General features: G+C 50.8%; 20 protein-coding genes and 2 pseudogenes. 9 read left to right on the top strand and 13 right to left on the bottom strand.

Annotated elements, in window-relative coordinates; translation table 11 throughout:
- Window positions 1-61: 61 nt before the first annotated feature.
- Genes tssA through tssB form a run of 12 tightly spaced genes read right to left on the bottom strand, consistent with a single transcriptional unit; the run spans window position 62 to window position 14,254 of the window.
- Window positions 62-1,504 (bottom strand): type VI secretion system protein TssA, encoded by a 1,443-nt coding sequence (gene tssA, locus EAS44_RS19485; protein ID WP_001331530.1) that lies wholly within the window; start codon window positions 1,502-1,504, stop codon window positions 62-64.
- Window positions 1,505-1,508: 4 nt separating this feature from the next.
- Window positions 1,509-2,252 carry a type VI secretion system-associated protein VasI gene (vasI, locus tag EAS44_RS19480; protein WP_000088600.1) on the bottom strand — a complete coding sequence of 248 codons (744 nt, stop codon included), beginning with the start codon at window positions 2,250-2,252 and terminating at the stop codon, window positions 1,509-1,511.
- Window positions 2,249-5,008: a type VI secretion system ATPase TssH gene (tssH, locus tag EAS44_RS19475; RefSeq protein ID WP_000614305.1), complete on the bottom strand. Its 2,760-nt coding sequence runs from the start codon at window positions 5,006-5,008 to the stop codon at window positions 2,249-2,251. The genes vasI and tssH overlap by 4 nt, the downstream gene beginning before the upstream one ends.
- Window positions 5,009-5,017: 9 nt before the next feature.
- The gene (icmH, locus tag EAS44_RS19470) at window positions 5,018-5,773 is read right to left on the bottom strand and encodes a type IVB secretion system protein IcmH/DotU (RefSeq protein WP_042005018.1); all 756 of its coding nucleotides are present in this window, start codon (window positions 5,771-5,773) and stop codon (window positions 5,018-5,020) included.
- A gap of 13 nt (window positions 5,774-5,786) precedes the next feature.
- A complete protein-coding gene (gene tssK, locus EAS44_RS19465) occupies window positions 5,787-7,133 on the bottom strand; it encodes a type VI secretion system baseplate subunit TssK (protein ID WP_000224516.1) in 1,347 nt (448 codons plus the stop codon).
- Window positions 7,134-7,135: 2 nt separating this feature from the next.
- Window positions 7,136-7,660: a type VI secretion system lipoprotein TssJ gene (gene tssJ, locus EAS44_RS19460; protein ID WP_001013423.1), complete on the bottom strand. Its 525-nt coding sequence runs from the start codon at window positions 7,658-7,660 to the stop codon at window positions 7,136-7,138.
- Window positions 7,657-8,937: a type VI secretion system-associated FHA domain protein TagH gene (gene tagH, locus EAS44_RS19455; RefSeq protein ID WP_001362877.1), complete on the bottom strand. Its 1,281-nt coding sequence runs from the start codon at window positions 8,935-8,937 to the stop codon at window positions 7,657-7,659. Before tagH ends, tssJ begins: the two co-directional genes overlap by 4 nt.
- Window positions 8,938-8,953: 16 nt before the next feature.
- On the bottom strand, window positions 8,954-10,003 hold the full coding sequence (gene tssG / locus EAS44_RS19450) for a type VI secretion system baseplate subunit TssG (RefSeq protein WP_000896714.1): 1,050 nt from the start codon (window positions 10,001-10,003) through the stop codon (window positions 8,954-8,956).
- On the bottom strand, window positions 9,967-11,808 hold the full coding sequence (tssF, locus tag EAS44_RS19445; protein WP_000863402.1) for a type VI secretion system baseplate subunit TssF: 1,842 nt from the start codon (window positions 11,806-11,808) through the stop codon (window positions 9,967-9,969). The genes tssG and tssF overlap by 37 nt, the downstream gene beginning before the upstream one ends.
- Window positions 11,809-11,813: 5 nt before the next feature.
- Entirely contained in the window at window positions 11,814-12,239 is a 426-nt protein-coding gene (gene tssE, locus EAS44_RS19440) for a type VI secretion system baseplate subunit TssE (protein ID WP_000946067.1), read from the bottom strand.
- A 4-nt stretch (window positions 12,240-12,243) separates the two neighbouring features.
- Window positions 12,244-13,728: a type VI secretion system contractile sheath large subunit gene (gene tssC / locus EAS44_RS19435; RefSeq protein ID WP_000111582.1), complete on the bottom strand. Its 1,485-nt coding sequence runs from the start codon at window positions 13,726-13,728 to the stop codon at window positions 12,244-12,246.
- 22 nt (window positions 13,729-13,750) lie between these two features.
- Complete coding sequence (tssB, locus tag EAS44_RS19430) at window positions 13,751-14,254, bottom strand: type VI secretion system contractile sheath small subunit (RefSeq protein ID WP_000041480.1); 504 nt, start codon at window positions 14,252-14,254, stop codon at window positions 13,751-13,753.
- Window positions 14,255-14,959: 705 nt separating this feature from the next.
- Here tssB and EAS44_RS19425 point away from each other — a divergent pair.
- The 9 genes and pseudogenes from EAS44_RS19425 to EAS44_RS19385 form a co-directional block, all read left to right on the top strand.
- A complete protein-coding gene (locus EAS44_RS19425; RefSeq protein ID WP_001142963.1) occupies window positions 14,960-15,478 on the top strand; it encodes an Hcp family type VI secretion system effector in 519 nt (172 codons plus the stop codon).
- A gap of 220 nt (window positions 15,479-15,698) precedes the next feature.
- Window positions 15,699-17,681 (top strand): type VI secretion system Vgr family protein, encoded by a 1,983-nt coding sequence (locus EAS44_RS19420; protein WP_000053636.1) that lies wholly within the window; start codon window positions 15,699-15,701, stop codon window positions 17,679-17,681.
- Between the two features lie 106 nt (window positions 17,682-17,787).
- The gene (locus tag EAS44_RS19415; RefSeq protein ID WP_000571853.1) at window positions 17,788-18,834 is read left to right on the top strand and encodes a DUF2169 domain-containing protein; all 1,047 of its coding nucleotides are present in this window, start codon (window positions 17,788-17,790) and stop codon (window positions 18,832-18,834) included.
- Window positions 18,827-20,266: a PAAR-like domain-containing protein gene (locus tag EAS44_RS19410; protein ID WP_000528852.1), complete on the top strand. Its 1,440-nt coding sequence runs from the start codon at window positions 18,827-18,829 to the stop codon at window positions 20,264-20,266. The genes EAS44_RS19415 and EAS44_RS19410 overlap by 8 nt, the downstream gene beginning before the upstream one ends.
- Entirely contained in the window at window positions 20,241-20,531 is a 291-nt protein-coding gene (locus tag EAS44_RS19405) for a hypothetical protein (protein ID WP_000513317.1), read from the top strand. The genes EAS44_RS19410 and EAS44_RS19405 overlap by 26 nt, the downstream gene beginning before the upstream one ends.
- Before the next feature lie 257 nt (window positions 20,532-20,788).
- Window positions 20,789-21,553 (top strand): annotated as a pseudogene (locus EAS44_RS19400) (ISAs1 family transposase).
- Window positions 21,554-21,781: 228 nt separating this feature from the next.
- Window positions 21,782-22,285, top strand: a complete 504-nt coding sequence (locus EAS44_RS19395; protein WP_000227712.1) for a hypothetical protein — start codon at window positions 21,782-21,784, stop codon at window positions 22,283-22,285.
- A 93-nt stretch (window positions 22,286-22,378) separates the two neighbouring features.
- Entirely contained in the window at window positions 22,379-22,867 is a 489-nt protein-coding gene (locus EAS44_RS19390) for an integrating conjugative element protein (RefSeq protein ID WP_001298174.1), read from the top strand.
- A 25-nt stretch (window positions 22,868-22,892) separates the two neighbouring features.
- A pseudogene (locus EAS44_RS19385) lies at window positions 22,893-23,087 on the top strand (ISAs1 family transposase); the annotation flags it as partial.
- Window positions 23,088-23,137: 50 nt separating this feature from the next.
- Here EAS44_RS19385 and yafV read toward each other — a convergent pair.
- Window positions 23,138-23,908, bottom strand: coding sequence for a 2-oxoglutaramate amidase (gene yafV, locus EAS44_RS19380; RefSeq protein WP_001118042.1), 771 nt, complete (start codon window positions 23,906-23,908; stop codon window positions 23,138-23,140).
- Window positions 23,909-24,061 lie beyond the last annotated feature (153 nt).

Raw genomic sequence — 24,061 nt, 5'->3', positions numbered from 1 at the left:
TTTCAACGTGCTGAACAGTCGGGATGTGGGAAATTTGAACACAGTAACTCCTTGTTATCTTTTACTGTTCTGCCGTGAGTTTTTGTTCCAGTGCTTTCAGCAGGGAAGGCTCCCATTCGGATAGCATCATGTGTAATCCTGTTCTGAAGAGCATCCGGTACTGCTGTTGTGCAAGCTGAACCATACCGGCCTCTTCCAGTAACTGCGCGCCGAAAAACTGGCGGTGAAACTGGTGGCGGGGATCACCTTCGGGCAGGTTTTCCAGGTACCGCAGCGCGGCTTCCAGCCCGTTTTCATCGAAGCACGCCTTGGCCGCCTGTAATTCTTCATCGGTCTGTACAACCGGGACGGTCTGGTTGACTGAGCCGGATGATGCCAGCCACTGTTTCGTCTGTTCGGACACAAACGGAGTGCGGTCGTTAAACAACAGGTTGATCAGTGCGGGCAGGCGGGCCAGAAAATCGGTAACTTCATCACGGATAGCATCCGCCACCTGTTTATAACCGAGGCGCAGCGCGGTCTGTGCTGAGAGGTAATGACCGTCCAGCCAGTACGGGGCCAGCAGCAGGCTTTTTTCCACCTGCTGCCACAGCGCCATGTCGGCATTGTTCAGCCGCGCCAGGTAATCATCCATCATATCGACAGGGAAGGCTGCCAGTGGGGTCCGGCCATCGCTTTCTGCCTGCGGGGTACTGGTGATGGTTTGCCACAGCGCATGGCGGCGCAGTCGGTAACCCTGCGGTGACTCCGGCTGGCGCTCACAGAGAATGGCGGCCACCTTTAGCAGGGTGTCGCGCCATGCTTTATCGTCGTGGTTTTCAACGGTGACCTGCGGGATTGGAGTGGCTGCAACAGGAGGCTGAGCGGCAACCGTGTGCGGTGACATATCCGGTACATATCCGGTCGTGGCCTGCGGCGCAATGGCGGCGCTTCGTGCAGATGATGTCATTTCAGGCGCTACATCACGAAACGCGCGCTGAAACAGGGAAAATAAATCGTCTGTCGCCTTTGCCAGCTCAGACGCGTTGTGCGCCTGCCAGCACTGTGCCAGTTTTGCCAGCTCTCCCAGCAAAGCATCGCGCTGTATTGTCGCAGCATTCCCGGCAAAGTCCTGAACGGCAGACTCAAAGCGTTTTATCACCTGGGCGGCAAAGCGTTTTTTGTGGGCCATGTTCTGCGGTGCGGCGCATGTCCAGTAGTGCTCTGTATATTGTGCCAGCATCCTGGAGGCCAGCAGAATATCACCGGCATGTTGCAGGGTACGCAGCAAGTGGGCCAGCAGGCGAAAATCTTTGGTTTCTGAGGCCAGAAGCATCAGGCCCCGGCGCTGAAGTTCCGGGATATCAAGCTGGCTGTGCGCCAGTGAACCGAGCTTGACGATTTCGCTGTCGACAAACTCCCAGTCTGCATTGCCATCATCAAGCGCGGCGGACAGCTTATCTTCTGGCAGGTTTTCCAGCAGGTGTGCAAGCCATACATCGGGATTACGTAAGTCCATTGCCATATTCTTATTCTCCCGCCCAGTGGCAGGCGTCGCGTAGCGGCGCAATAACCCGTGCCAGCCCGTCAATGTTAAAGGTCAGCTTTCCGGCGGCGTTGTCTGTGCCGGTATCCACCGTCAGCGTTTTTGCGCCGAACAGTTGCTTAATTTCATCGATACCGGATAACCCCCGGCTGGACTCCAGCAGGGTGCCGTTCTCGCGCACAAACCAGTGGCTGCGCAATGCCCGGCTGTCGGCATTCAGGGTGACGGCGATATCATGGACATCCAGAGGGTGCATCAGCGCCACCTGCATCCGGGTGATATTGTCCACGCAACTGAACATCAGCACCGGGCGTGGCGGAACATGGCCGATAGCCGGGGTGGTTATCACCACCGTCGGGCGTTCACCCGGTACTTGCGTTACCAGCAGCTCCGTGGTGTTGCCCTGGCGGCGTTTTTCCTGTTCTGTCGCGCGGGCCCAGGCTTCACCTTGGTAACGAGCTTTCACCAGTGCGGCACCACCAAAGCCAGCCTGTTCCGGCGCAAGAATGCGGTCATAACAGTCAAGCCGCTCCAGCGCCGCCGTCTCCTGGCGGCAGGACTGCATGGCCTGTAACGTGGCTGTCGCATCCGGCGGTGTCGCTGTGGCGACAGCTACCGCCACACCGGCCACTGACGATGTTTCTGTGGGCGCGGCACTGGCGGGTAAGCCCGCCATCAGGCCCGCGATAAACCATCCTGTCTGCCGGAAAACGCACAACCTGCTCATAAAACCGTTTCGTCCTCTGTTTGCGGTGTCACGGCATCATCAGGCAGCGCATCTTCCACATCTGCCGTGAACGCACCGTCTGCCGCCGACAGGCGAATCCGGGCAATCGCCGTGTTGGCCGCCATTTTCTGCAACAGCAGCAGCGAGAGCGGCGGCAGCATGTCGCCGTCGATAACCGATTCCAGCATCCTCGCGCCGTTTTCCGCGCGGGTGACGCGGCTCATGATTTCGTCCGTCACTTCCGGCCCAATAATCACGTCCGCGCCAAAGCGGCTGCGCAGCACGTTATCCAGGCGGGCCAGTTTCCCGGCAATAATGGTAGCGAGCGTCTCTTTCGACAGCGGTAGGTAAGGCACCACTTCCATGCGCGCCAGCAGAGCAGGTTTAAAGAAGTCCGCCAGCACCGGATAGAGGGCTTCCTGCATGGTTTCCGGGTCATCGGCGTGTTCGACAATCACCTGGTAGCCAAGGTTGGAGGTCAGGAAGAAAACGATATTTTTACAGTCAATCAGGCGGCCTTCACCGTCTGCCATCTCGCCCTTGTCAAACGCCTGGTAGAACAGGTTGAGTACATCCGGGTGCGCTTTTTCTACTTCATCGAGCAGCACCACCGAGTACGGTTTCTGGCGAATCGCTTCGGTCAGTACGCCGCCTTCACCGTAGCCGACATAACCCGGAGGAGAGCCAATCAGCCGCGAAACGGTGTGTTTCTCCTGGAACTCAGACATATTGATGGTGGTCAGGTATTGACGTCCGCCATAGAGCAGTTCCGCCAGTTGCAGGACGGTTTCGGTTTTACCCACGCCGCTGGGGCCAGCCAGCAGGAACGCACCAAGCGGGCGTCCCGGACGGCGCAGGTCGGCGCGTGCGGTCAGCAGGTGTTTATGCAGGCTGGCAATCGCCAGGTCCTGGCCCTTGATGGTGCCGCCGAGCCATACCGGCAGGTCGGTGATGACCGACATCTCATTCTGTGACAGGCGGTTAAGCGGCACGCCGGTCCATTCAGCAATCACCGCTGCAATCTGTTTTTTATCGACATGCGGGGAAACCAGCAACTGGTCGTTATGCAGGGCGTCCAGTTCGGCAGTGAGTTGTGCCAGCCGTTGTACCGGGGAAACTGTTTCAGCGGTCTCTTCCGGCTGTACGCTGCCTGCATCATCAGCCGATTCGGCATCGGTACTATCCTGTTCTGCCTCTGGCGGCGTATCCTCCACGGCATCTGCGTCCGGCAACGACGCAACGTCGTCTTCTGCCACGCCCAGTAACTGCTGGCGCAGCGCGATAATTTCCTGTACCAGCGTCTGCTGCTGCCAGGCGACTTCCAGTTCGTCCAGCGCCGACAGCGTTTCATCATACTGCTCCAACACCTCAGTCATTCGTGAGGTGTCGGTACGCAGCCCGATGCGAAGCTCGCGCTCAAGCTGGCGAATTTCTGCCTCCTGCTGGTGGCTCAGGGTGGTCAGTGCCGAGATTTGTTTTGGCGGCGATGACAGGTTGATGGCCACACGGGCGCAGGCGGTGTCCAGCACATCAATGGCTTTGTCCGGCAACTGACGCCCGGAGAGATAACGCTCGCTCAGTGTCGCAGCGGCCTGCAAGGCGTCATCATCAATCAGCACGCCGTGAGATTGTTCATAGACCGCCGACAAACCGCGCAGAATAATGGTGGCTTCGGCAGCGTTGGGTTCGCTGACCTTCACTAACTGGAAGCGGCGCGACAAAGCTGCATCTTTCTCGAAATATTTTTTGTACTCGCTCCAGGTGGTGGCGGCGATGGTTTTCAGCTCGCCGCGCGCCAGCGCTGGTTTGAGCAGGTTGGATATATCCAGCCCGCCCTGCTGGTTGCCCGCGCCAATCAGGGTATGTGCTTCGTCGATAAACAGAATGACCGGCACCGGGGAGAAAATGACCTCCGCCATCAGCCCCTTGAAGCGTTTTTCAAACTCACCTTTCACCGACGCACCGGCCTGCAATGCGCCCAGGTCAAGGGTCATGATATCGGTGTTTTTCAGCTTGTCCGGCACCTGGCCTGCCACGATGCGCAGCGCCAGCCCTTCAATCAGCGCGCTTTTACCCACGCCTGCTTCGCCCACTACCACCGGATTGTTTTTACGGCGGCGGCAGAGAATGTCGATCATCAGGTCGATTTCATAGTTGCGGCACAGTACCAGGTCAAGCCTGCCGTTACGGGCGTCTGCGGTCATGTTTTTGGCGTAGCGGGCAAGCAGGGTGTCGCCGGTTTCCGTTGCGCGGGGCGTTTGCCCGCCAGCCAGATCCACGGATTCGGCGGATTCTTTTGTCCATGCTGCGAAATCCTGCTGTAACTGGTCGCGGTTTATGGCCGTCAGCAGACGGGCAGCAGCGGGTGGAATATAGCGCAGCGGTGAATGCAGCAGAGTAAGCAGCAGGACGCCGCTGCGCAGTTCGCTGTGCTGCATCTGGGCTGAGGCCAGCAGCCATGACTCCTTGAGCCATTCGATCAGCATCGGGGAGAAGCTGGGATAGCCTTCGGCGGAACGTCCACCGGGATAACTCTCCACGGTCAGCGCCTGGCGTAAATCCTCCGCACTGATGCCTGTGCGTTCGGCAATCACCCTTACGTCGTTGCGCGGGATTGCCAGCATCTGTAACAGCACATGGGCAACGGTGATCTCACTGGCCTGCTGGCTCATACACTCCGAGGCAGCCATTTCCAGCGCCTGTTTTGCAAAGGGGTTAAGCCGCTTTACGAGCGTGGCTAAATCAATCTGGATCATAAGATGTCCTTATCGGAGTAATTTATTGAGCTGATGCAGAATATCCTGTGTCTGGCTGTCCAGACGCAGCAGATAAAACAGATAAAATACGGTCAGCACAACAAGACCGCCGCACAGTACATGCTTGATGGTCAGTCGTCGGATTAACTGATAACGCCCACCCTGTATGTTGTTCTTCTGATGAAGTAGCGGAAATGGCGCGTCACCGCGCAGTTTGTGCAGGGCATGGTGCAGGCGCTGGTAGATCCGCTCAAATTCATCCTGTTGCTGAATGGCAACCTTGTAGCGCCCGCGAAAGCCGAGCGAAAAACAGAGGTATAAAAATTCCAGCAGATCCTGGTAACGTACCGGCTCCCGGATCAGGCGTTCGAGCAGGATAAACACTTTCTCGCCGCCCCAGGCTTCGTTATGAAAATGAACCAGCAGCGACTGTTTGATCCATTCGTTTTTGTTGGACCAGCCGTTGCCCAGCGCCGCTTCATCAATAAACGTGCAGAGAATGTAACGGAACGAAACAATGACGCCCGGTTCGTATCCCTGTTCCTGGAGTAGTTGCTCTACGGCCTGGACATCGGTTACTACCTGGGTAAACAGATGTTCCGGCATGGCCTGACTGTTCATAGTGGACAGACGCATCACCATGCCGAGCAACGGCGTGGCGGCGTCAATCATTGGATTCAGGCTGTTGCCGCGAAGGGCGAGACGGTACTGGCGTCCTGGTGTTCCGCTCTCCGGCTCCACGGGAAAAACCGACGCTTCACTCATATCGCTCATTCACTTATCCCCTTATAGCCCAGAGCTGGAGGTTCAGATCGGGGAAGCTGCCGGAGATATGCAGCGCCAGTGCGCCCGCTTTTATCACGTCCTGCCAGGCCGGGGTGCCTTTTTCCAGTTCGAAGTAAACATAACCTTCGTGGTATGGCAACTGACGTGGCGCAGCGGTAAGCGTGTGCAGCGGAATACCCGGCACCTGCACGCTGACCACGCTGCGGATTTTGTCGGTAGCGGCCACTTTCGACTGCTGGATGAACTGGCGTTGTACCTGGTCGTAGGGCATCCTGGCGCGCACTGCCAGTACCAGCTTGCAGGACTGCAACAATGTGGGATCGTTGATGGTGGCGATCCAGGTCCCCTCTGAAAAGAACAACGGCAGATTCTGCGCACGCGGCACCAGTACGGTATTGAGCGCGCGCCGCAGTTCCGGGATCACGGTTCTGGTGAAGGTCGCGGTAAGATCCCGGTGATTATACGGCTCCACGGTGCAGGGCAGGCGATTACCTTCGGTAAAGGTCATCAGTTCTCCCAGCAGCCCCACCAGATCCCGGTAGAAGGCTTCCGGATGCAGCGTGTGCAGTTGGGAACGATGCGTGAACTGCATTTGATAGCGGTTAAGCATCTGCAACATCATAAATTCGGCCACATCGGCGATCCCGCTCTGTTCAGGCGAACCAATGCGCCCGGCCAGGTCAGCGGCGCGGGTGGCAAGCAGTCCCTGCACCTCGCCGGAGAATGCCCCGAGCAACCCGCTGACACGGACGGCCTGAATGGTGGGAATAAAGGTGTTGTCCAGCACCAGCGCGCCGGTGGCATTTTTATTGAGGATACGGCACAGGGGGAGAGTCACCATCGCGCTGAGATCATCTGCGCCGCTGACTATCCTGGGGATCAACTGCCCCAGACCGACTGGCTGTTCGTCGCCTTCGTCAGTGTGAAAATCACGGACGCGGGTATGGGTGAGGCGGTAACGCTCCGTACCCTGACCGGCGCTGTGCAACCCCTGGATTTCATTGATCACGTCGCTTATCACCGGCAGCGCCAGATAAATATTGTGGCTCTCTTTCGATGAAAGGGTTCCCGGCTGGAAAGGTTCCGGCAGCAGATCCTGGTCGGGAATGCTGAATACGGTGCCGTCAGGCATACAGCCCGCCGCACGGTCAATCATGATTTTGCCCTGGGCAAGCAGTTCTGTATTGATGGAGAGTTCCGTAAAACCCCAGAAAAAATCACCCAGTGCATCCAGACGACGGGTCAGCAGGTACTCGCAGTGACGCTGCTGTTGCTGAAAATGCTGCGGCAGGGCAAACAGCCCTTCCTGCCAGATCACTTTGTTTTTCATTGTTGCCATCGTCAGTTTTCCTCTTTTTTCATCTCAATCGCACTGGCGCGGATATGCACCAGCAGGCGATAGTGGTGGCCGATACTTTCTACCGACTCAATTTGTTTCCATTCTGTGGCCTGGTCGTCTGAAAAATAGGCAATGACACCGATATAACCGGTTTTCTCATCCAACTTGATCGGCGGCAGTGTTTTTACGGTATCCGGCAACAGGTTGAAGTCCTGGTGATCGATATAGTTTTTCCCCAGCACGTCGGGCAGCGCGGTGGTGGCAACCTGGTCGTAGTCGGCGGCATGGAATTTTGAGTCGTCGCTCAGATAAACCAACTGGACATCCACCGGCGCGGCTTCGCCATCCGCCGTCAGGTTGCTGTCCGGCTCGGTCAGCAGCGTGACGGTCAGCTCGGTTGACTGATCCATCAGCTTTCCGACCTGAATATCCGGATTGCGGATCACCTGGCTGATTTTTTTCGCTGTTTCACAGCCAGTTAATACGACGCTCATCAGAACGCAGGCCAGAAACGCTTTGCCGTTCATGCTTCCGGCTCCCGCTGTTTTTCGCGCAGCACCCGGTCATAGACCTGGGCATAAACTTCATTGAACAGCATTTCAAATCCCTGCTGTCGGCTGGAGGCCAGCTCATCGTAATAGTTGCTGTACATCTGCCATGCCCAGGCGTCGTCCATTTTCTGGCGCAGTTCATGGCTGCGGCGGTATTGCGCAAAGCGGCGCATCAGGTTGCCCGGCGAAAAGGCGTCCAGCATGACACGCAACGCTTCCACAATCGCCGCCCGGTTAGCCTCTTCATGATGCCGGATGTTGCGCAGGCTTTCGGCGATGGCCGCAGGTGCTGCGAGATGTACCGGGCTTTTACCCTCGGCGAACATGACGTTCAGCGCGGTGGCATAGTCCATATCAAGGCGCAACGGGTTGTCTTCTAGTGGACGCAGGTGTTTATCCGACAGGCTGTTCTGTTGTTGTTGCAGACTCAGCAATCCCTTAATGGCGGCCTGCAACGCCCGTCCGGCCTCTTCGAGAAACTCATCCGCATCCTGAGAATTGTGCAGCGTCAGCGGACACTCCATACCGCGCAGCAGCGGGGTTACGGCCAGGTGGTACTGCGCCATGGCAGAAAATTCATCGCCGTCCTCATGACGGGCATTGCCGGGCGGCAGATCCATAAACGGCGTGTTGATCCCGTTTGCACCTGTCAGATCGGATGCGGGGGCTACGGGCCGGGAAACGCGTGGGGCGATCGGATCATCTGCCACCATCAGGCTTTCCGTCTGGAGTGCCTGGAGCGGATCGCTGGAAAAACCGTGCGCCACCGTGGGGGCAAGCTGATGCTGGAACGGCATTCCCGGATACGCCGGTTGTCCCTCGGTGGTCAGCAGGGTGTCCGCCAGACTGTCGCGGTTCATTACAATCGTTTCCGGGGTCGCCATCCGCTCGTCATAGGTAACAGCTGCACCGTCATGCAGAAACACTTTCAGCGCCAGTGCGCCGAGCTGGATCTCATCCCCCTGGCGCAGGCGGATGAGCGCATCGGAAGAGGCCGGGGCCAGATTAATCATCAGTCCCGGCGTCAGGCACCGCAGGCAATAGGCTCCGTCGTGCCGGATAACGGTACAGGCACGCGCAGCAATGCTTCCCGCCCGGTCCTGTACCTGCCAGTGACATTCCGGCGTATGGCCAATATCACCGCCGTTTTCGCTGAACAGGCATTTTGCGGCGCGTCCGCTTTCCAGTTCGTTGCCATTCATCACCTGTAAAGTCAGTGAGGCCTGGCGGGATTGCTGTTTTTCCTCAGCCATAAGTGGTTCCATAGAATTATTCCCTGATTCGGATTGTGATGGCGGGCGGTACTTTCGGCTGACCAATAAAGCTGGTTCTGCCGAGGCGGGAGCTGGCCGGATCGCTAAGGCGCATCCCTTTAGCCTGCTGTGGCGCCAGGCACAGCCGTAAATCCCAGGCAAACTGGTCGCGCAGAATAAAGGAAAGGAACATGGTCAGCGGCAGGTGATTTTCGCCATCGGGTAAAAATGAGAGATAACGCTCCCGCGACAGGCCGCCAATCTGCAACAGGAATTTTCCGCTGCGATCCGGCACCCGTGCGCCGAGGGTAAAATTAACGCCGAGTATGGAGCGTCCCGGAATATGTCCAGCCGTTTTTCCTTTCGGATTACGTACACCCAGCCGGTTCTGGTGTGCCGGATCAATGGCGACTTTACGCAGTTGCCAGCGTTCAATGGTGACATCCGGCAAATCAAAACAGTGCGACACCAGATTACAGATAACCTCCGGCGCGCGGCCTGGTGTTGCCAGAATTCCGGCGTAGGCCAGCATTTTGCTGTGGTTAATGGCAAGCCTGTCACGCACGCTCTGATTACCCAGCCCGACCAGTGCGTACATGCGCTGTGAAAAGGTGTCAGTACCGCCGCTACGAAAGCAGATGTAGTAGCGGTATTTGCGCCAGGCATGATAGGCAAACTGTGTCCAGCGGTGGCTGAATAGATCGAGAAATTCTTTCAGGCCGTCTTCGTTCTGTGCGGACTCCTGCGCCATCTGATCCAGATAATAGCCCGGTAGCGGCGACTGGCTGCCGGAAAAACCCAGGAACCGGGTTTGCAGTACATACTGTCCGTTCTGGCTACGGGAAAGCGCACTCAGGTCCGTACCCGGAAAACTGATACTGGCGTCAGAGCTGAAACGCACGATCTCCCGGGCAGGCTCGGTACGCAGGGAAATGTCCTGGCCCGGCGCGCCATGCCGACGGTACAGCGCCTCCATCAGCACATAGAAATTGCAGTTGCGCACATCCGCCGGTAACGGCGGTTTTGTCGCTATATCAGGGCGTGCTGGCCCATTTTCTCCTGCCATTCCCAGGACTCCTGACTTTCCGTGTTAATGATTTTCAGACAGTGGTACGAATTGATGCTGGCGTAGAGGGCAAAGAAGTGCGAGAGCACGGTACCCAGAAGATAAATTTCACCTTCGCAGATAAACGGATCGGGACGTATCCACAGCGTGGTCGCCAGCCCGCGAACCGGTACGCCTTTAAACAACCTGTCAACAGGTTTGGTTTCGAGTTTTTCTATGGCATCCAGTTTCTGGCGTGACAGTCTGGCCCGCTGCGGATGGTGAGCACCTGGCAGGTCGAAGGTCCGCAGGATCTGGATCAGTGTCTCCCTGTCCAGCAGGGAGAGGTAGTTCAGGTTCATCGCGGAAATCAGCGACCAGTGCATGTCGCCGTCCGTGACTGGCCAGAGCGGCAGTGTCGGGCGCGTGACATTACGAAATGAGGCCACTGCCGGATTTTTGTTGACGGCCACGCAGATATCACCGGTATGCAGCCGGGCAGGGATCATACGGTTGGTACAGATTAATGACGTGGTGATCACGTCATCGTTAAACCGTGAGCTGCCCGGAATGCTACCGTCTGCATGGACAAAGGCGATAGAGTGTTCAAGCCCGTGGTGAAGCAGGGACGTTTTAGTCCGGTGATGCCAGTAGACGACTTCTCGCTGGCGGCTGTACTCCATCTGGTGCTGGAAGCTTTCAAATTCGGGCCAGACACGCGCCTGGCTACCTGGGCTGATTTCAGTACCTGAAACTTTGACTTTACTGGTGACTGTGCTGACCTGAAAAATGTCATAGGCGTCCGGATGCTTATGGCTGGCGCGCAGCGGGTATTCCGCCATCCGCCCATCCGGCCTGACGGGTTCCGCATAATGCGTAAACAGGTTAATGGCTGGCGTACAGTGCAGACGCAGCGAATCCTGGCGCAGCTTGATGTCGGCAGGTAACGGGCGGTTAAAGTGCAGGCGCAGCGTAAACGCATTGATCGGGAAATCGTCTGGTAGCGGCGCAACATCGCGCAGATGGAAAAAGAAGAAGGCTTCGGGATAGCAGAAATACTCCTGAAGCACGCGGTAGCCGCTGTGGACATTTTTCGGCCACGGCAGCAGAGCATCCCGGTTGTCAAAACCCGCCGCCTCCAGCCACAGATCCGGCAGCGGCAGGCGGTACTCTCCGGCAATCAGTTCCGCATCCATCAGGCATTCGCAAAACCACAGATAAAGCTGGTGTCGGGTATAATCGTCTTCATTACCCAGCCAGAACGTGATTTTGTTCAGGTCAAGCATGGCGGGGGAGACATTGTTATCTGCGGTAAAACTGATATCTATGATGCCTTCTTTCAGGCTGCTGGCGTTGCGGGTATCGAGAATGCGCAGTGGTTGCAGCCAGATATCGCGCGCCAGCGTGAAATGGCAGGCTACGGAAGAAACGATTTTATCATGATTGTCAGGCAGCACCTTCTGAGCAGTCAGGGAGGACTTTTCTGAGCGGCTTCTGATCAGTTCATTACGACAGACCTGAACAGGGACTTTTAACTGATCGGTTTTGGGTTCATAGGCAATAACCGTCATGGCCGGAACCGGGCGTAAATAGTTTGCCCACAGCATACGGATCAGCCCATGGGTGAACTCGGGGAATTCGTCCTCAAGTTTCTGGCGCAGGCTACCGGACATAAAGGCAAAGGCTTCCATCAGACGCTCCACGTCCGGATCACCCTCTTTCTCGGCCAGAAAGTGGGCCAGATGTGGTTTTTCCTGCGCCAGCAGTTTGCCTAGCTGGCGAAGATAATCCAGCTCTTCGCGGTAGTAACGTTCTTCAAAAGCCACAGAGATCACTCCACACAATAGCGTTGATGGTTGTCCAGAAAAATGTCAAATTCAAACACTCCCCTGGTTTCGCTGACATCGACCGTAGCCACAATATGAAAACACAGTTCCACAGGGGCGTATTCATCCGGTGCAGCAGCCGTAACAACAACATCGGTAATACGAGGTTCGTAATGTAAAATGCACTGGCTAATGGACTTACGGATTTCTCGTCTGAAATCGCTGGAGGCCAGCGATTCATCATTTAAATCAGTAATCCCCAGCTCCGGTGAACCATAACAACTGCCGGAGCGGGTATTCAGGACCTGTCGCAGGTTACGTCTGATGGAACGTATCAGTGCTTCTTTTGGATTCTGATATGAAGGCGGATTTGCCGCCTCACGGATACGTTCAAAAAGACTGCCGGTTGGTCCTGAATCCCGTCTTAGCATCGGATTATTCCTTATCCAGTCGTCCGACCAGGCTCAGGTCGAAACTGGCACCCATGTATTTAAAATGCGGTCTGACAGAAATCGCGACCTGGTACCAGCCCGGCTCACCATCCACATCCAGTACCTCGATCTTAGCCTGACGCAAAGGCCGGTGGCTGCGGACTTCGGCAGGCGGATTTTCCTGGTCAGCAACATACTGGCGAATCCAGGTGTTCAGCTCACGCTCCAGGTCACTACGTTCTTTCCATGAGCCAAGCTGTTCGCGCTGAATTACCTTGATGTAATGCGCTAACCTGCTGATAACAAACAAGTATGGCAGCTGGGTGCCGAGTTTATAGTTGGTCTCCGCAGCCTTGCCTTCGGGGGTTTTGGGGAATGTTTTGGGTTTCTGCACCGAGTTGGCCGAGAAAAAGCACGCATTATCAGACCCTTTACGCATGGTCAGTGTGATAAAGCCCTCTTCCGCCAGCTCATACTCTCTCCGGTCAGTGATCAACACTTCAGTCGGAATTTTTGCCTGCATTTGCCCCATGGATTCATACAGATGCACCGGGAGGTCTTTGACTGCGCCGCCGCTGGAAGGGCCAATAATATTTGGGCACCAGCGATACTTAGCAAAACTTTCCGCCAGGTTGGCGGCCAGTAAAAACGAGGTATTCCCCCACAGATAAGACTCATGACTCTGGCTGACATCTTCATGGTAACGGAAGGTTTTGACAGGGTTTTCATCCGGTGAGTAAGGGTGGCGCAGCAGGAACCGGGGGGCGGTCAGGCCCAGGTAACGGGAATCTTCCGATTCACGCAGGGCGCGCCAGCGGGAGTAGGCCGGGCCTTCAAAGATGGCACCCGGTTCTTTGATCCCCGGTAACTCTGTCCATGAATCCAGACCGAAAAATTCGGATGATACTGACGACAGGAACGGGCTGTGCGCCATCGCGCTGACCTGGCTGATATATTTCAGCAGCTTCATATCCGGCGTGGTGTTCTTAAAGGCAAAGTTGCCGATTACCGCCGCCACTGGCTCACCGCCAAATTGTCCGTAACCGCTTGAATATACATGCTTGTAATACGCAGACTGCGTGATTTCAGGTGCAAATTCGAAATCATCCAGCAGTTCTTCCTGAGTGACATTCAGGAAATGGACTTTGATGTTTTCCCGTGTATCCGCGCGTTCAACCAGCAGCTTCAGCGAGCGCAGCAGGGATTCCAGTTCCTGAAACTCCGGGGCATGAATAATGGCATCCATCTGCCTGCTGGTTCGGGCATCAATATCAGCAATCATGGCGTCAACGGCCAGGATATTGATAGGTTCAGCGCTACTGTCGCCCTGTAACATGGCGGCAATAAAGGCGCTCACGCCCTGGCGGGTGATATCGTAGCTTTCTGATTTAGGCTGGACGCGGGTTTGCGCCATGATTTCATCAAGCAGAGATGGGGGCGCGGCGGTTTGAGACGCGCTGACGGGAGCAATTTCTTCCTTTACTGACATACTGAATATCCTTCTGTGAAAATTATTTCTGAACGGCGATACCCAGTTCCTGGATCAGCTGCTCGCGGGTGTCTTCGTTTTCCAGTAGCGCCTGAAGTTGTGCGCGGAAGGCTGGAATATTGCCTAGTGGAGACTTAAGTGCGACTAGGGCTTCACGCAATTCGAGCAGACGTTTTATTTCTGGTACCTGGCTGGCAATATGGTCAGGAGAAAGGTCATCCATAGATTTGACTTTCAGGTTGACGTACATTTGCTCATTGGGAGCGTCACTGAGTTCAGCCGGAACAACAAACTCCCGTTCAATGTCAGCTTCTGAAATGACTGCGTTGAGGTTATAGCGGTTGATAGCAATGGCAGTTCGCTCATCCAACGGCGTGTTATCTGGTTTCCCTTTCAGATTGCCGGTGATCAATAAATTCAGCGGCAATTCGATATCAGCAGCCACCCCATCAACTTTTGGTGTATACCGAACGCTGATTCTTTCTTTCGGCGCGACACTGCCGCCATTGTTGTTCATTTTGCTCATAAAAATGTTCCCGTTCAGGCCATGAGCACAGCATTTTCGTACTGCATACAAATACCGACAATACCGTTTCAGTGGCAGTTAGATAATGTAACCTTCCTTCTGTTGTGATCGGTATTCCACTCATGAAATAAAACATTAAAAGAACTATTTATATTTTTGAAAGAGATGTATCCTTCATTATTAATACATAAGAGTTAAATCAATTTGGTATTTATAGACTTAGTGAATATGATTTTACGGCTAATAAAGTTACATAATGCATTGATTTATATGTGTTTATTAAGTTGATTAATAAGTTTTATGTATGGTTTTATAAATAAATTAATTAATTGCTAGAAATACATCATAAGAAATTCCTTTAAGGAATATCTTAATTGCGTGCCGGAACGATTGTGAAGTAAGTGTTGTAATGATTGATTTTTGAAGAAATTGTAGGTTTTTATGGGGGTAAGGATACGTTATGGATAATTCTACTGTTGATGTTGATATATTTTTAGCTTATGTAATCGTGTTCTGAAATTGACTAAAAATATATTTAAACACCATAAAAGAGTTTTTCGGTAGGTGCTAATTACGTGTGCCTGTAACTCGAATAAAGAAAAGGGTGTGGTTCCTGATGTGAGCCGCATCACACTCTAACCTGTCGGGGATTAACGACGGGTTGTTCGTAAAACAGCAGTTGATAATTTCACAAGGAGTTCATAAATGCCAACCCCATGTTACATTTCAATTACAGGTCAGACCCAGGGGAACATCACTGCCGGTGCTTTCACCGCAGATTCTGTCGGCAATATCTACGTGCAGGGACACGAAGATGAAATGCTGGTGCAGGAGTTTCTGCATAACGTTACTGTTCCAACCGATCCGCAGTCTGGTCAGCCTTCCGGGCAGCGTGCTCACAAACCGTTCATTTTCACCGTGGCGCTGAACAAAGCCGTTCCGCTGCTGTACAACGCGCTGGCCTCCGGTGAAATGCTGCCGAAAGTGGAGCTGCACTGGTGGCGTACCTCTGTTGAAGGCAAGCAGGAGCACTACTTCACCACACGTCTTACTGACGCGACGATTGTGGACATGAACCTGCATATGCCGCACTGCCAGGACCCTGCACAGCGTGAGTTTACGCAATTGCTCGCAGTATCACTGGCCTACCGTAAGGTTGAGTGGGAGCACATCAAATCCGGTACTTCTGGTGCCGATGACTGGCGTGCACCGCTGGAAGCATAAATCTGAGTCAACAACATCCTGCCTCCGTGCAGGATGTTGTTTTTGTACGTGTAAAAAATGAGTGTCAGTAAGGAGTTACGCTTTCATGAGGGAGATGGTGGATGCCGGAAACCCGGGCGGTAGCGTACCTGAAAATGTAAAGATGAGTGTAACGCTGCACTGGCACCCTTTGCTGCATGGTGGGAATCATTTGGTCCGTGAATGAATCAGGGAGGTCATTATGTCCTTAAAAGGTCTTCGCTTTACGCTGGAGGTTGACGGCCAGGAGCCGGACACCTTTGCAGTGGTGAATTTCCGGTTAATCCAGAACCAGTCTTATCCGTTTGTGATGAGTGTGGATGTCGCCAGCGATTCTTTTATGCAGACGGCGGAGATGCTGCTGGAGAAGAACGCAACGCTGACTATCTGGCAGGGTGTCATCCCGCTGCGTTATGTCACCGGCGTGGTGGCGGGCTTTGGCATGCAGGAGAACAACGGCTGGCAGATGCGTTATCACCTGCGTATTGAGCCGCCGTTATGGCGGTGCGGGCTGCGGCGGAACTTCCGTATCTTCCAGCAGCAGGATATCCGGACGATATCGGCCACATTACTGAACGAGAACGGCGTCACAGAGTGGACGCCGCTGTTTTATGAGGACCATCCGGCGCGGGAGTTCTGTGTGCAGTACGGGGAGTCGGACCTGGCGTTTCTGGCGCGGCTGTGGGCGGAGGAGGGGATTTTCTTCTTTGAGCGGTTTGCGGCGGACAGTCCGGAGCAGAAGCTGACGCTGTGCGACGATGTGGCGGGGCTGTCACAGGCGGGGGAGCTTCCGTTTAACCCGGACACATCGGCAGGAGCGGAGACGGAGTGTGTCAGTATGTTCCGTTATGAGGCGCATGTCCGCCCGTCATCGGTGCAGAGCCAGGATTACACGTTTAAGGTGCCGGACTGGCCGGGGATGTATGAGCAGCAGGGTGAGAGCCTGAACGGACAGCTTGAACAGTATGAAATATTTGATTATCCGGGAAGGTACAAGGATGAACAGCACGGCAAGGATTTCACGCTGTACCGGATGGAGAGCCTGCGCAGTGATGCGGAAAAGGCCACAGGGCAGAGTAATTCGCCGAAGCTGTGGCCGGGGACGTGGTTTACGCTGACGGGGCATCCGCAGAAGATGCTGAACCGTGAATGGCAGGTGGTACAGAGCATTCTGTCAGGAGACCAGCCGCAGGCGCTTCACGGCAGCCAGGGGAGAGGAACCACGCTGGGAAATCAGTTAGAGGTGATACCGGCGGACCGGACGTGGCGTCCACGGCTGCAAAGCAAACCGAAGGTGGACGGGCCACAGAGCGCCATTGTCACCGGGCCTGCGGGAGAGGAAATCTTCTGTGATGAACATGGCCGGGTACGGGTGAAGTTTCACTGGGACAGGTATAACCCGGCAACGGAGGCGAGTTCGTGCTGGGTGAGGGTGTCACAGGCGTGGGCGGGGCCGGGGTTTGGTAACCTGGCGATACCGCGCGTGGGCCAGGAGGTGATTGTTGACTTCCTGAACGGGGACCCGGACCAGCCGATAATCATGGGGCGGACGTACCATGAGGACAACCGTTCGCCGGGGAGCCTGCCGGGGACGAAGACGCAGATGACGATACGGTCGAAGACCTATAAAGGAAGCGGCTTTAATGAACTGCGGTTTGAAGACGCCACGGGCGGTGAACAGGTCTATATCCACGCGCAGAAGAACATGGATACGGAGGTGCTGAATAATCGGACGACGGATGTGAAGGCTGACCACACGGAGACCATTGGTAACGACCAGAAGATAACGGTGGGGTTGGGCCAGACGGTGAATGTGGGGAGCAAAAAGGAAGGTGGTCATGACCAGAAAGTGACGGTAGCGAACGATCAGCATCTCACGATAAAAAATGACCGGCACAAGGTTGTAAATAACAACCAGACAAGCAAGGTGACGGGAACTGATACCGAAGAAGTCGTCAAAAAACAGAGTATTAAAATAGGTGATAATTACGAACTGAAAGTTGAGCATGGTACAAATATCATATCTGGGGACAGTATTGAGCTAATTTGTGGGCAGGGAGAGAGCGGGACTTGTTCCATAAAACTGGAGAAAACAGGAAAGATAATAATACGGGGGACGGAGTTTCTATTTGAGGCTACCGGTCCTGTAGATATTAAAGGAAAAGATATTCATCTGAACGGATAGTGCAGGATATAAAACATGGTGATTGTATTTGCTTTATACGCCTGTGAATCACCATTTGTGATTGTTTAAATTAATCATAGCATGACTTATTCAGGAATCAATAAGCATGATAGAAATGAAAAATAACACGCCATTTCCTTTGTTGTCATTTGAAAAATATGGTCGTTATGGTCTTTTGTTTGATGTTATTGCTATTAAAATGTCATTGCGAATTAAAAATGGATTTTATGCTGATCTTGCTGAGTTTCAAAAAGAATTGTCCATGTCTGATGAATACTATGGGGAGTCTGAAACAAGTAGTCTAAAATCTGAAACAGACTTAGTTCTTTGTAAAAGAAATACAGATATTCACGTGACAGGTAGTGCTCATGCCCCTTCAGGGGATAAGTCTCAGTGGAAGGCTTGTGTGAGGGTTAATAGTTTTTCTAAAGAACTGAGTTTATCTGGTGTCCGCTACTTACAATATGAGCGAAATCGTTGGCAGATGAGCTTACCAGATAAAATTATTAATGTTCCTCTACGCTATGAGCTTGCTTACGGTGGTATTTGGCAACCAGATGGTATGGAGAAATTGGTTTTTTCAGCAAACCCTGTAGGTTGTGGATATTATCCTGATATTTCTCAACTTAATACAAGTTGTCAATATAAACTCCCACAAATAACCAGCTCTGCTTTGTCAGAAAACGCTACCATTTTTAATGGGGAATCTGACTTTTTTCAAGGTGTTGGCCCTGTATCTCGATGGTGGAAAAGTCGCCTCCAGTATGCAGGAACCTACAATGAAGTATGGCGTGAAAAGCGCTATCCCTATTTGCCGGATGATTTTGATGAGCGGTTCTACAATAGTGCTCATCCGGATATGATATACACGGGGTTTCTCTCTGGCGATGAAAACATCTCTCTTGAAGGTTTTTTTAAATTTGAACAGGTTGTTAAGACAAAATTGCCAGGTATACGACCTGTACTTATATTAAAAACCAAGCATAATACATCACATATGTTCTTACCTGTTGCGGATACAATGGTTATCGATTTAAGTCGACAGGAAATATACCTTACCTGGAGATTAACAATACCTGATTTTTTTGGAATGAAAGAAGGAGTGCTGAGTTGTATTATTCCTGAATGTATAGGGAAAAAATATTATGGGTAACTATCATATCGGGGATGGTGAATGTAGATTTAGAGTCGTGTGTTCTTCACCAGATGTATGTGAAGTAGGAGGTTACAAGGTTCCTTTTGACAGTTACCAGACTTTAGATAGTGAAAGACAGTACAGTTCAACGGTATGGGCGCGTGGATGCAGAGCTTTAAATGTTGGTTCAGTGATTGCTGGAACTCAAAGTAATGCCGGTAAAGGTGTCATATCCGGTACATCTCAAGGAACGGGTGACTGTGTTATTTTAACGGGAAGTCCGACTGTAACAATAGAAGGGAAACCTGTTGCTTATCATGGTTCAGTTGTTGGGATTAATAACCACAACTGCCTTGGTAAATTGTATACCAAAATAAAATCACCAATGATTTCTGTCATTGATAGAACTTTTAATTATGAAAGGACTGCTGAAGTAATACACGATTTACTGCTTCTGAAGGATCTCCTCTCTGTTGGTAATATTTTTGACGGAGATATTTCACCTGAGGTTAAAAATGATTTATTTCAAATAAAAGATCCTGACCAATCATGGGGGGAGTTTTTTTCAATAAAGAATATCAGAGAATCTCTCAGGAATGGTATTGAAGGAGATAAATCTCAGATCAGAGAATGGTTTGGAGAGAACACACTTACTCAAATGGGGAATGGAGCAATCACCACTTTACATGGTGTGGCGGATTTAGCCTTAGTTACATTCGATGCTCTGTTAGATACGGCAACGGCAACGGTTGCTTGCCCGATAGGCGAAGATGGGTTATGTGAACAGGCAAATATAAATTTAAATGAAAAAGAACAGGCTTTATTTAATATTAGTAATTCATTGATAAATGGGCAAGCATGGGATGCACTTAAAAAAATGATAATGGATACAAATAATGGTGATCAGATTGCTCTGGAGCATTTTGCCAGCTTTTTATGGGGCTTTATGATACCCGCAAAAATACCAGAAGAAAATATCTCTGGGAAAGTATTTGTAGAGCCAGTAGTTTTAGAAGGTGGTGCTGGTGGCAATTGGACAGTATTTGATGAGGTTTTAGATTCAAATGTAATAAAGCAATTGACTTTAACAGGCTGTGGAGCGGCCTGTGGGGAAATGTTGCTTAGGGATAGGTATATTTTTGTCACGCAAAATGTAATTGGAACAGAATTAACATCTATGACGTCGCTGGCAAACAAGCTTAATAAATTTGATGTCGGCTGGGAAGGGAATGCAGTGAGCGAATCTAGTTTATATGCCCTCAGTAATACTGGTTCATGGGGAGCAATGATGTGGGATTCTGGAAGTAAAGTAGGGCATTGGGTACTTGTTAAGGGTGTTGATGATGCTGGGAATGTGATAATATATGATCCATATCAAGGGAGTCGATATCTGATGACTGAACAGGAATTTAAGGAGGTATGGAATGGGCATAGTGTTTACAAACCATAATATTGATTTGTTATCGGTTGAATTTGATGAGATTACAAAAAATTGTAATTACACTTTTAGTGTAGATGGAGAGACGGCTATCTTTACTGCTAGAATATCAATAATAAGAAATATAAAGGGAATTAAATATAGCGAAGAACTTGATAAATTTATAATGTCAATAATGCCATTGCAGCCTAAAGTATCAAAAATTTTGGGAGGTGTTACTTGGGATTGTATTTGTGGTAAGGAAGTTGGATTTCCTGTGAGATTAATTGGTAAGTGAAGGGTGGTGAGGTATTTCTATATTTTTTTCGTGAAAGTCTTTAAAACTGAAATTATCTTGTTGGGAGCCCAAGGTGAGATCATAAAACGTATTATTTTATAAATATTGTTATGCAGGGAAAGGTCAAGTAATGCTGCTTTTTTGTACTAAATAATTCGCATTTTATGTTCAATAATTGAGGTGTTCCTTATTACCTAAAGCTGTTTTTCATTGCTTATACATGATCAAATACTCATTGCCTAATTAAGGGGGACAAAATGGAACTTAAAAAATTGATGGAACATATTTCTATTATTCCCGATTACAGGCAAGCCTGGAAAGTGGAACATAAATTGCCAGATATTCTATCTGTTAACTATTTGCGCCGTTATTTCTGGTGCATAATGCTGGGAAGATATAGAGGATTTGGGGAAACACATCTCGATTTTTTGAAGTGATATGGTGATTTTGAAAATGGTATTCCTGTTCACGATATCATTGCCAGAGTTGTATCCTGTATCAGTCCTGCAAAATTTCATGAGTGCTTTATTAACTGGATGCGTGACTGCCATTCCTCAGATGATAAAGATGTCATTGCAATTGATGGAAAAACGCTTCGGCACTCTTATGACAAGAGTCGCCGCAAGGGAGCGATTTATGTCATTAAAATCCGTCTTCATATTATTTGCGATGTCCCTGATGAACTTATTGATTTCACGTTTGAATGGAAAGAGCTGAAGAAATTATGCATGGCAGTCTCCTTTCGTTCAATAATAACAGAACAAAAGAAAGAGCCAGAAATGACGGACAGATATTATAGCATTTCTGCTGATTTAACCGCAGAGAAGTTCGCCACAGCGAACCGAAATCACTGGTACGTGGAGAATAAGCTGCACTGGCATCTGGACGTGGTAATGAATAAAGACGACTGCAAAATAAGAAGAGGAAATGCAGCAGAATTATTTTCAGGGATACGGAAGATCGCTATTAATATTTTAACGAAAGATAAGATACTCAAGGCAGGGGCAAGATGTAAGATGTGAAAAGCAGCTGCGGACAGAGACTACCTCGCGTCAGTCCTTGCGGGGGCGGGCTTTCGTATTCTTGCTCTGCAAGGGATGATAAAAAGTGCAACTTTATTCCACGCAGCTATTTAGACAGCGTACAGTAAACAAACGAAAGTTGTTATTTCAATGGTCAGGGCAAGAGCATGAAGTGTTTACTACACACTATGCTCTTGTCCTGGAGTCAGGTCTTGTTTGGAGGGATAAATGGTAGATATTGTCGAGGCCGATAAAACGGATATTTATTTCATTCAGGAGAGTGTTTATGGCAAAATCGGGTTGCCAGCTTTTGGTAATACAATAGGACCATCCGCACAGCAAGTTGTTAAAAAGGTATTCGCTGTCGTTAAAGAACGAGATAAGACACATGCAAAACAGAGATTATTGTTGGAATATAATGGTAACAAACTCTGGATGAATGCTATTGATGGCAGTGAAGCTATCCTACCAACAGAATTTTCTAAGCGATACGAACTTTCATTATTCAATACTACTAATTTTGGAGAAGATCCTTTTCCTGATGTTAATTTATATAATAATATGAAATCAAGTTTTTTTGTAAGGTTTGGTGGAACATCCCATCCCGAGGCTTGGGCTATTTATAATGCAAGTACGAAAGAGGTTAAATATATAGAAACTGCAAGAGAAATTGATAAAATATTCAGTGATTTTAACTTGAGTGGTACATTGCCAATTCACATTGGTCAATGATTTTTTAAATTGTGTGATTAAATAATTGAACATTAATGATGATTTATAGCATCATTATTATTCTATAACATGAATAAACGGATTGAATGTGTTATGTTAAAAATGAGTTTATACGTAATAATATTGTTATTTTCCCTTCAGTTTAGTGCAGCCATTACTGGCAAGGAAAGTGAGGTTGTTTCACCATTATTAATGGATGTTAATCCTTCACTAACAATGGAAAATATTTCTGAATTATCCACATCATCGGAACCATCGCAACAGGGGGTATTTCCTGTAATATGTACTCGACTTCATCCTGGCTCCGTAATGAAACGTCAGTTATTAACCGGCTGGGGGCCTGTTTTTATAATTGGTGATGATCCTTTTTCTCTGCGCTGGATGAGTGAACATCTGGAGATCCTTAAATCGCTAAATGCCCTTGGTTTGGTTGTTAATGTTGAATCAGTAGAACGAATGGAGGTATTACAGCAGCGGGCTGATGGGTTATTGTTATTGCCAGTTATCTGCGATAATTTTGTGCAAGCTCTGCAATTAAATGCTTATCCGGTATTAATCACAGAGATGGAAATATCACAATGATTAATAACATAATTACTGCTAATAATATGGTGATTTTGAAAATGGTAATCCTGTTCACGACACCATAATCAGAGTTATGTCCTGTATCCGTTCAGTAAAATTTCACGAATGCTTTATTAACCGGATGCGTGAATGTCATTCTTCAGACGACATAGACGTCATTGCGATTGATGGAAAAGCACTTCCACACTCCTGTGATAAAAGTCGTCGCAGGAGAGCGGGCTTTCGTAGTCTTCCCCGACTCTCCCCGGCCCTAAACACAACCCCCACTCACCACAACCTAAACTCATCCGCATCCCGCCATGCCGGAAACTTTTCTCTATATTCCCGCAATGCCATCATCGACAGCTCCGCATCAATGCGCGTTGCCTGATGCGCGTCGGCAGTAGCGATAATCTCGCCTTGCGGATTAATCACCCGGCTGTCACCGCGATAATGGCAGCCGTTGCCATCGCTGCCGACGCGATTGCATCCCGCCACATACGCTTGATTCTCAATCGCGCGGGCTGTCAGCAATGCCTGCCAGTGCAGAGAGCGCGGAGCAGGCCAGTTGGCGACGTACAGGGCGAGGTCATAATCGTTGAGATTGCGCGACCACACCGGAAAACGTAAGTCGTAGCACACCAGCGGCAAAATACGCCAGCCGCGCCATTCCACAATCACTCGCGCATTGCCCGCTTTATAATGTAGATGCTCATCTGCCATGCGGAACAGATGACGCTTATCATAAAAATGTACCGTGCCGCCCGGCTCAACCAGCAAAAAGCGGTTAACCGAACCAGACTCCGTTTGTAATGCAACACTGCCTGCAATCAGCGCATTGCACTGCTGCGCTTTAGCGGTCATCCAGTTCACTACGTCATCTTGTGCTAGCGACGAAGCTGCCGCTTCCATGGCAAAGCCGCTGGTAAACATCTCCGGTAGAACGATCACATCGCGCCCGGTAATACCTTCCAGTTGACGATCAAAATGGCGCAGGTTGGCAGGACCATCCATCCACACCAGTGGTTGCTGCAAAAGCGTAATCTTCAAACCAGGCACGGTGTACAACTCCTTTATGCGAAGGGTTTTATAACTCTAACACCTTATCAGGCAGTTGCCTTAGCGCAGAATAAATTGATAACAAATGCTGATATTGGAAATATCTGATTTGCAAATTATCGTGTTATCGCCAGGCTTTAGGGAGTTAATCAC

The organism is Escherichia coli DSM 30083 = JCM 1649 = ATCC 11775 (genome assembly GCF_003697165.2).
Taxonomy (GTDB): Bacteria; Pseudomonadota; Gammaproteobacteria; order Enterobacterales; family Enterobacteriaceae; genus Escherichia; species Escherichia coli.
Note: the sequence above shows the minus strand (reverse complement) of the source record. Positions and strands in the feature narration are given on the sequence as shown.

What these genes read in the sequence shown, in the direction of transcription:
- EAS44_RS19415 (WP_000571853.1), top strand. Translation starts at nt 17,788, where the DNA reads ATGATAGAAATGAAAAATAACACGCCATTTCCTTTGTTGTCATTTGAA.
- tagH (WP_001362877.1), bottom strand. Translation starts at nt 8,937, where the DNA reads ATGGCTGAGGAAAAACAGCAATCCCGCCAGGCCTCACTGACTTTACAG.
- EAS44_RS19425 (WP_001142963.1), top strand. Translation starts at nt 14,960, where the DNA reads ATGCCAACCCCATGTTACATTTCAATTACAGGTCAGACCCAGGGGAAC.
- tssJ (WP_001013423.1), bottom strand. Translation starts at nt 7,660, where the DNA reads ATGAACGGCAAAGCGTTTCTGGCCTGCGTTCTGATGAGCGTCGTATTA.
- EAS44_RS19395 (WP_000227712.1), top strand. Translation starts at nt 21,782, where the DNA reads ATGGTAGATATTGTCGAGGCCGATAAAACGGATATTTATTTCATTCAG.
- EAS44_RS19390 (WP_001298174.1), top strand. Translation starts at nt 22,379, where the DNA reads ATGTTAAAAATGAGTTTATACGTAATAATATTGTTATTTTCCCTTCAG.
- EAS44_RS19405 (WP_000513317.1), top strand. Translation starts at nt 20,241, where the DNA reads ATGGGCATAGTGTTTACAAACCATAATATTGATTTGTTATCGGTTGAA.
- tssB (WP_000041480.1), bottom strand. Translation starts at nt 14,254, where the DNA reads ATGAGCAAAATGAACAACAATGGCGGCAGTGTCGCGCCGAAAGAAAGA.
- tssC (WP_000111582.1), bottom strand. Translation starts at nt 13,728, where the DNA reads ATGTCAGTAAAGGAAGAAATTGCTCCCGTCAGCGCGTCTCAAACCGCC.
- icmH (WP_042005018.1), bottom strand. Translation starts at nt 5,773, where the DNA reads ATGAGTGAAGCGTCGGTTTTTCCCGTGGAGCCGGAGAGCGGAACACCA.
- tssH (WP_000614305.1), bottom strand. Translation starts at nt 5,008, where the DNA reads ATGATCCAGATTGATTTAGCCACGCTCGTAAAGCGGCTTAACCCCTTT.
- EAS44_RS19420 (WP_000053636.1), top strand. Translation starts at nt 15,699, where the DNA reads ATGTCCTTAAAAGGTCTTCGCTTTACGCTGGAGGTTGACGGCCAGGAG.
- tssG (WP_000896714.1), bottom strand. Translation starts at nt 10,003, where the DNA reads ATGGCAGGAGAAAATGGGCCAGCACGCCCTGATATAGCGACAAAACCG.
- tssE (WP_000946067.1), bottom strand. Translation starts at nt 12,239, where the DNA reads ATGCTAAGACGGGATTCAGGACCAACCGGCAGTCTTTTTGAACGTATC.
- vasI (WP_000088600.1), bottom strand. Translation starts at nt 2,252, where the DNA reads ATGAGCAGGTTGTGCGTTTTCCGGCAGACAGGATGGTTTATCGCGGGC.
- EAS44_RS19410 (WP_000528852.1), top strand. Translation starts at nt 18,827, where the DNA reads ATGGGTAACTATCATATCGGGGATGGTGAATGTAGATTTAGAGTCGTG.
- tssA (WP_001331530.1), bottom strand. Translation starts at nt 1,504, where the DNA reads ATGGCAATGGACTTACGTAATCCCGATGTATGGCTTGCACACCTGCTG.
- tssK (WP_000224516.1), bottom strand. Translation starts at nt 7,133, where the DNA reads ATGGCAACAATGAAAAACAAAGTGATCTGGCAGGAAGGGCTGTTTGCC.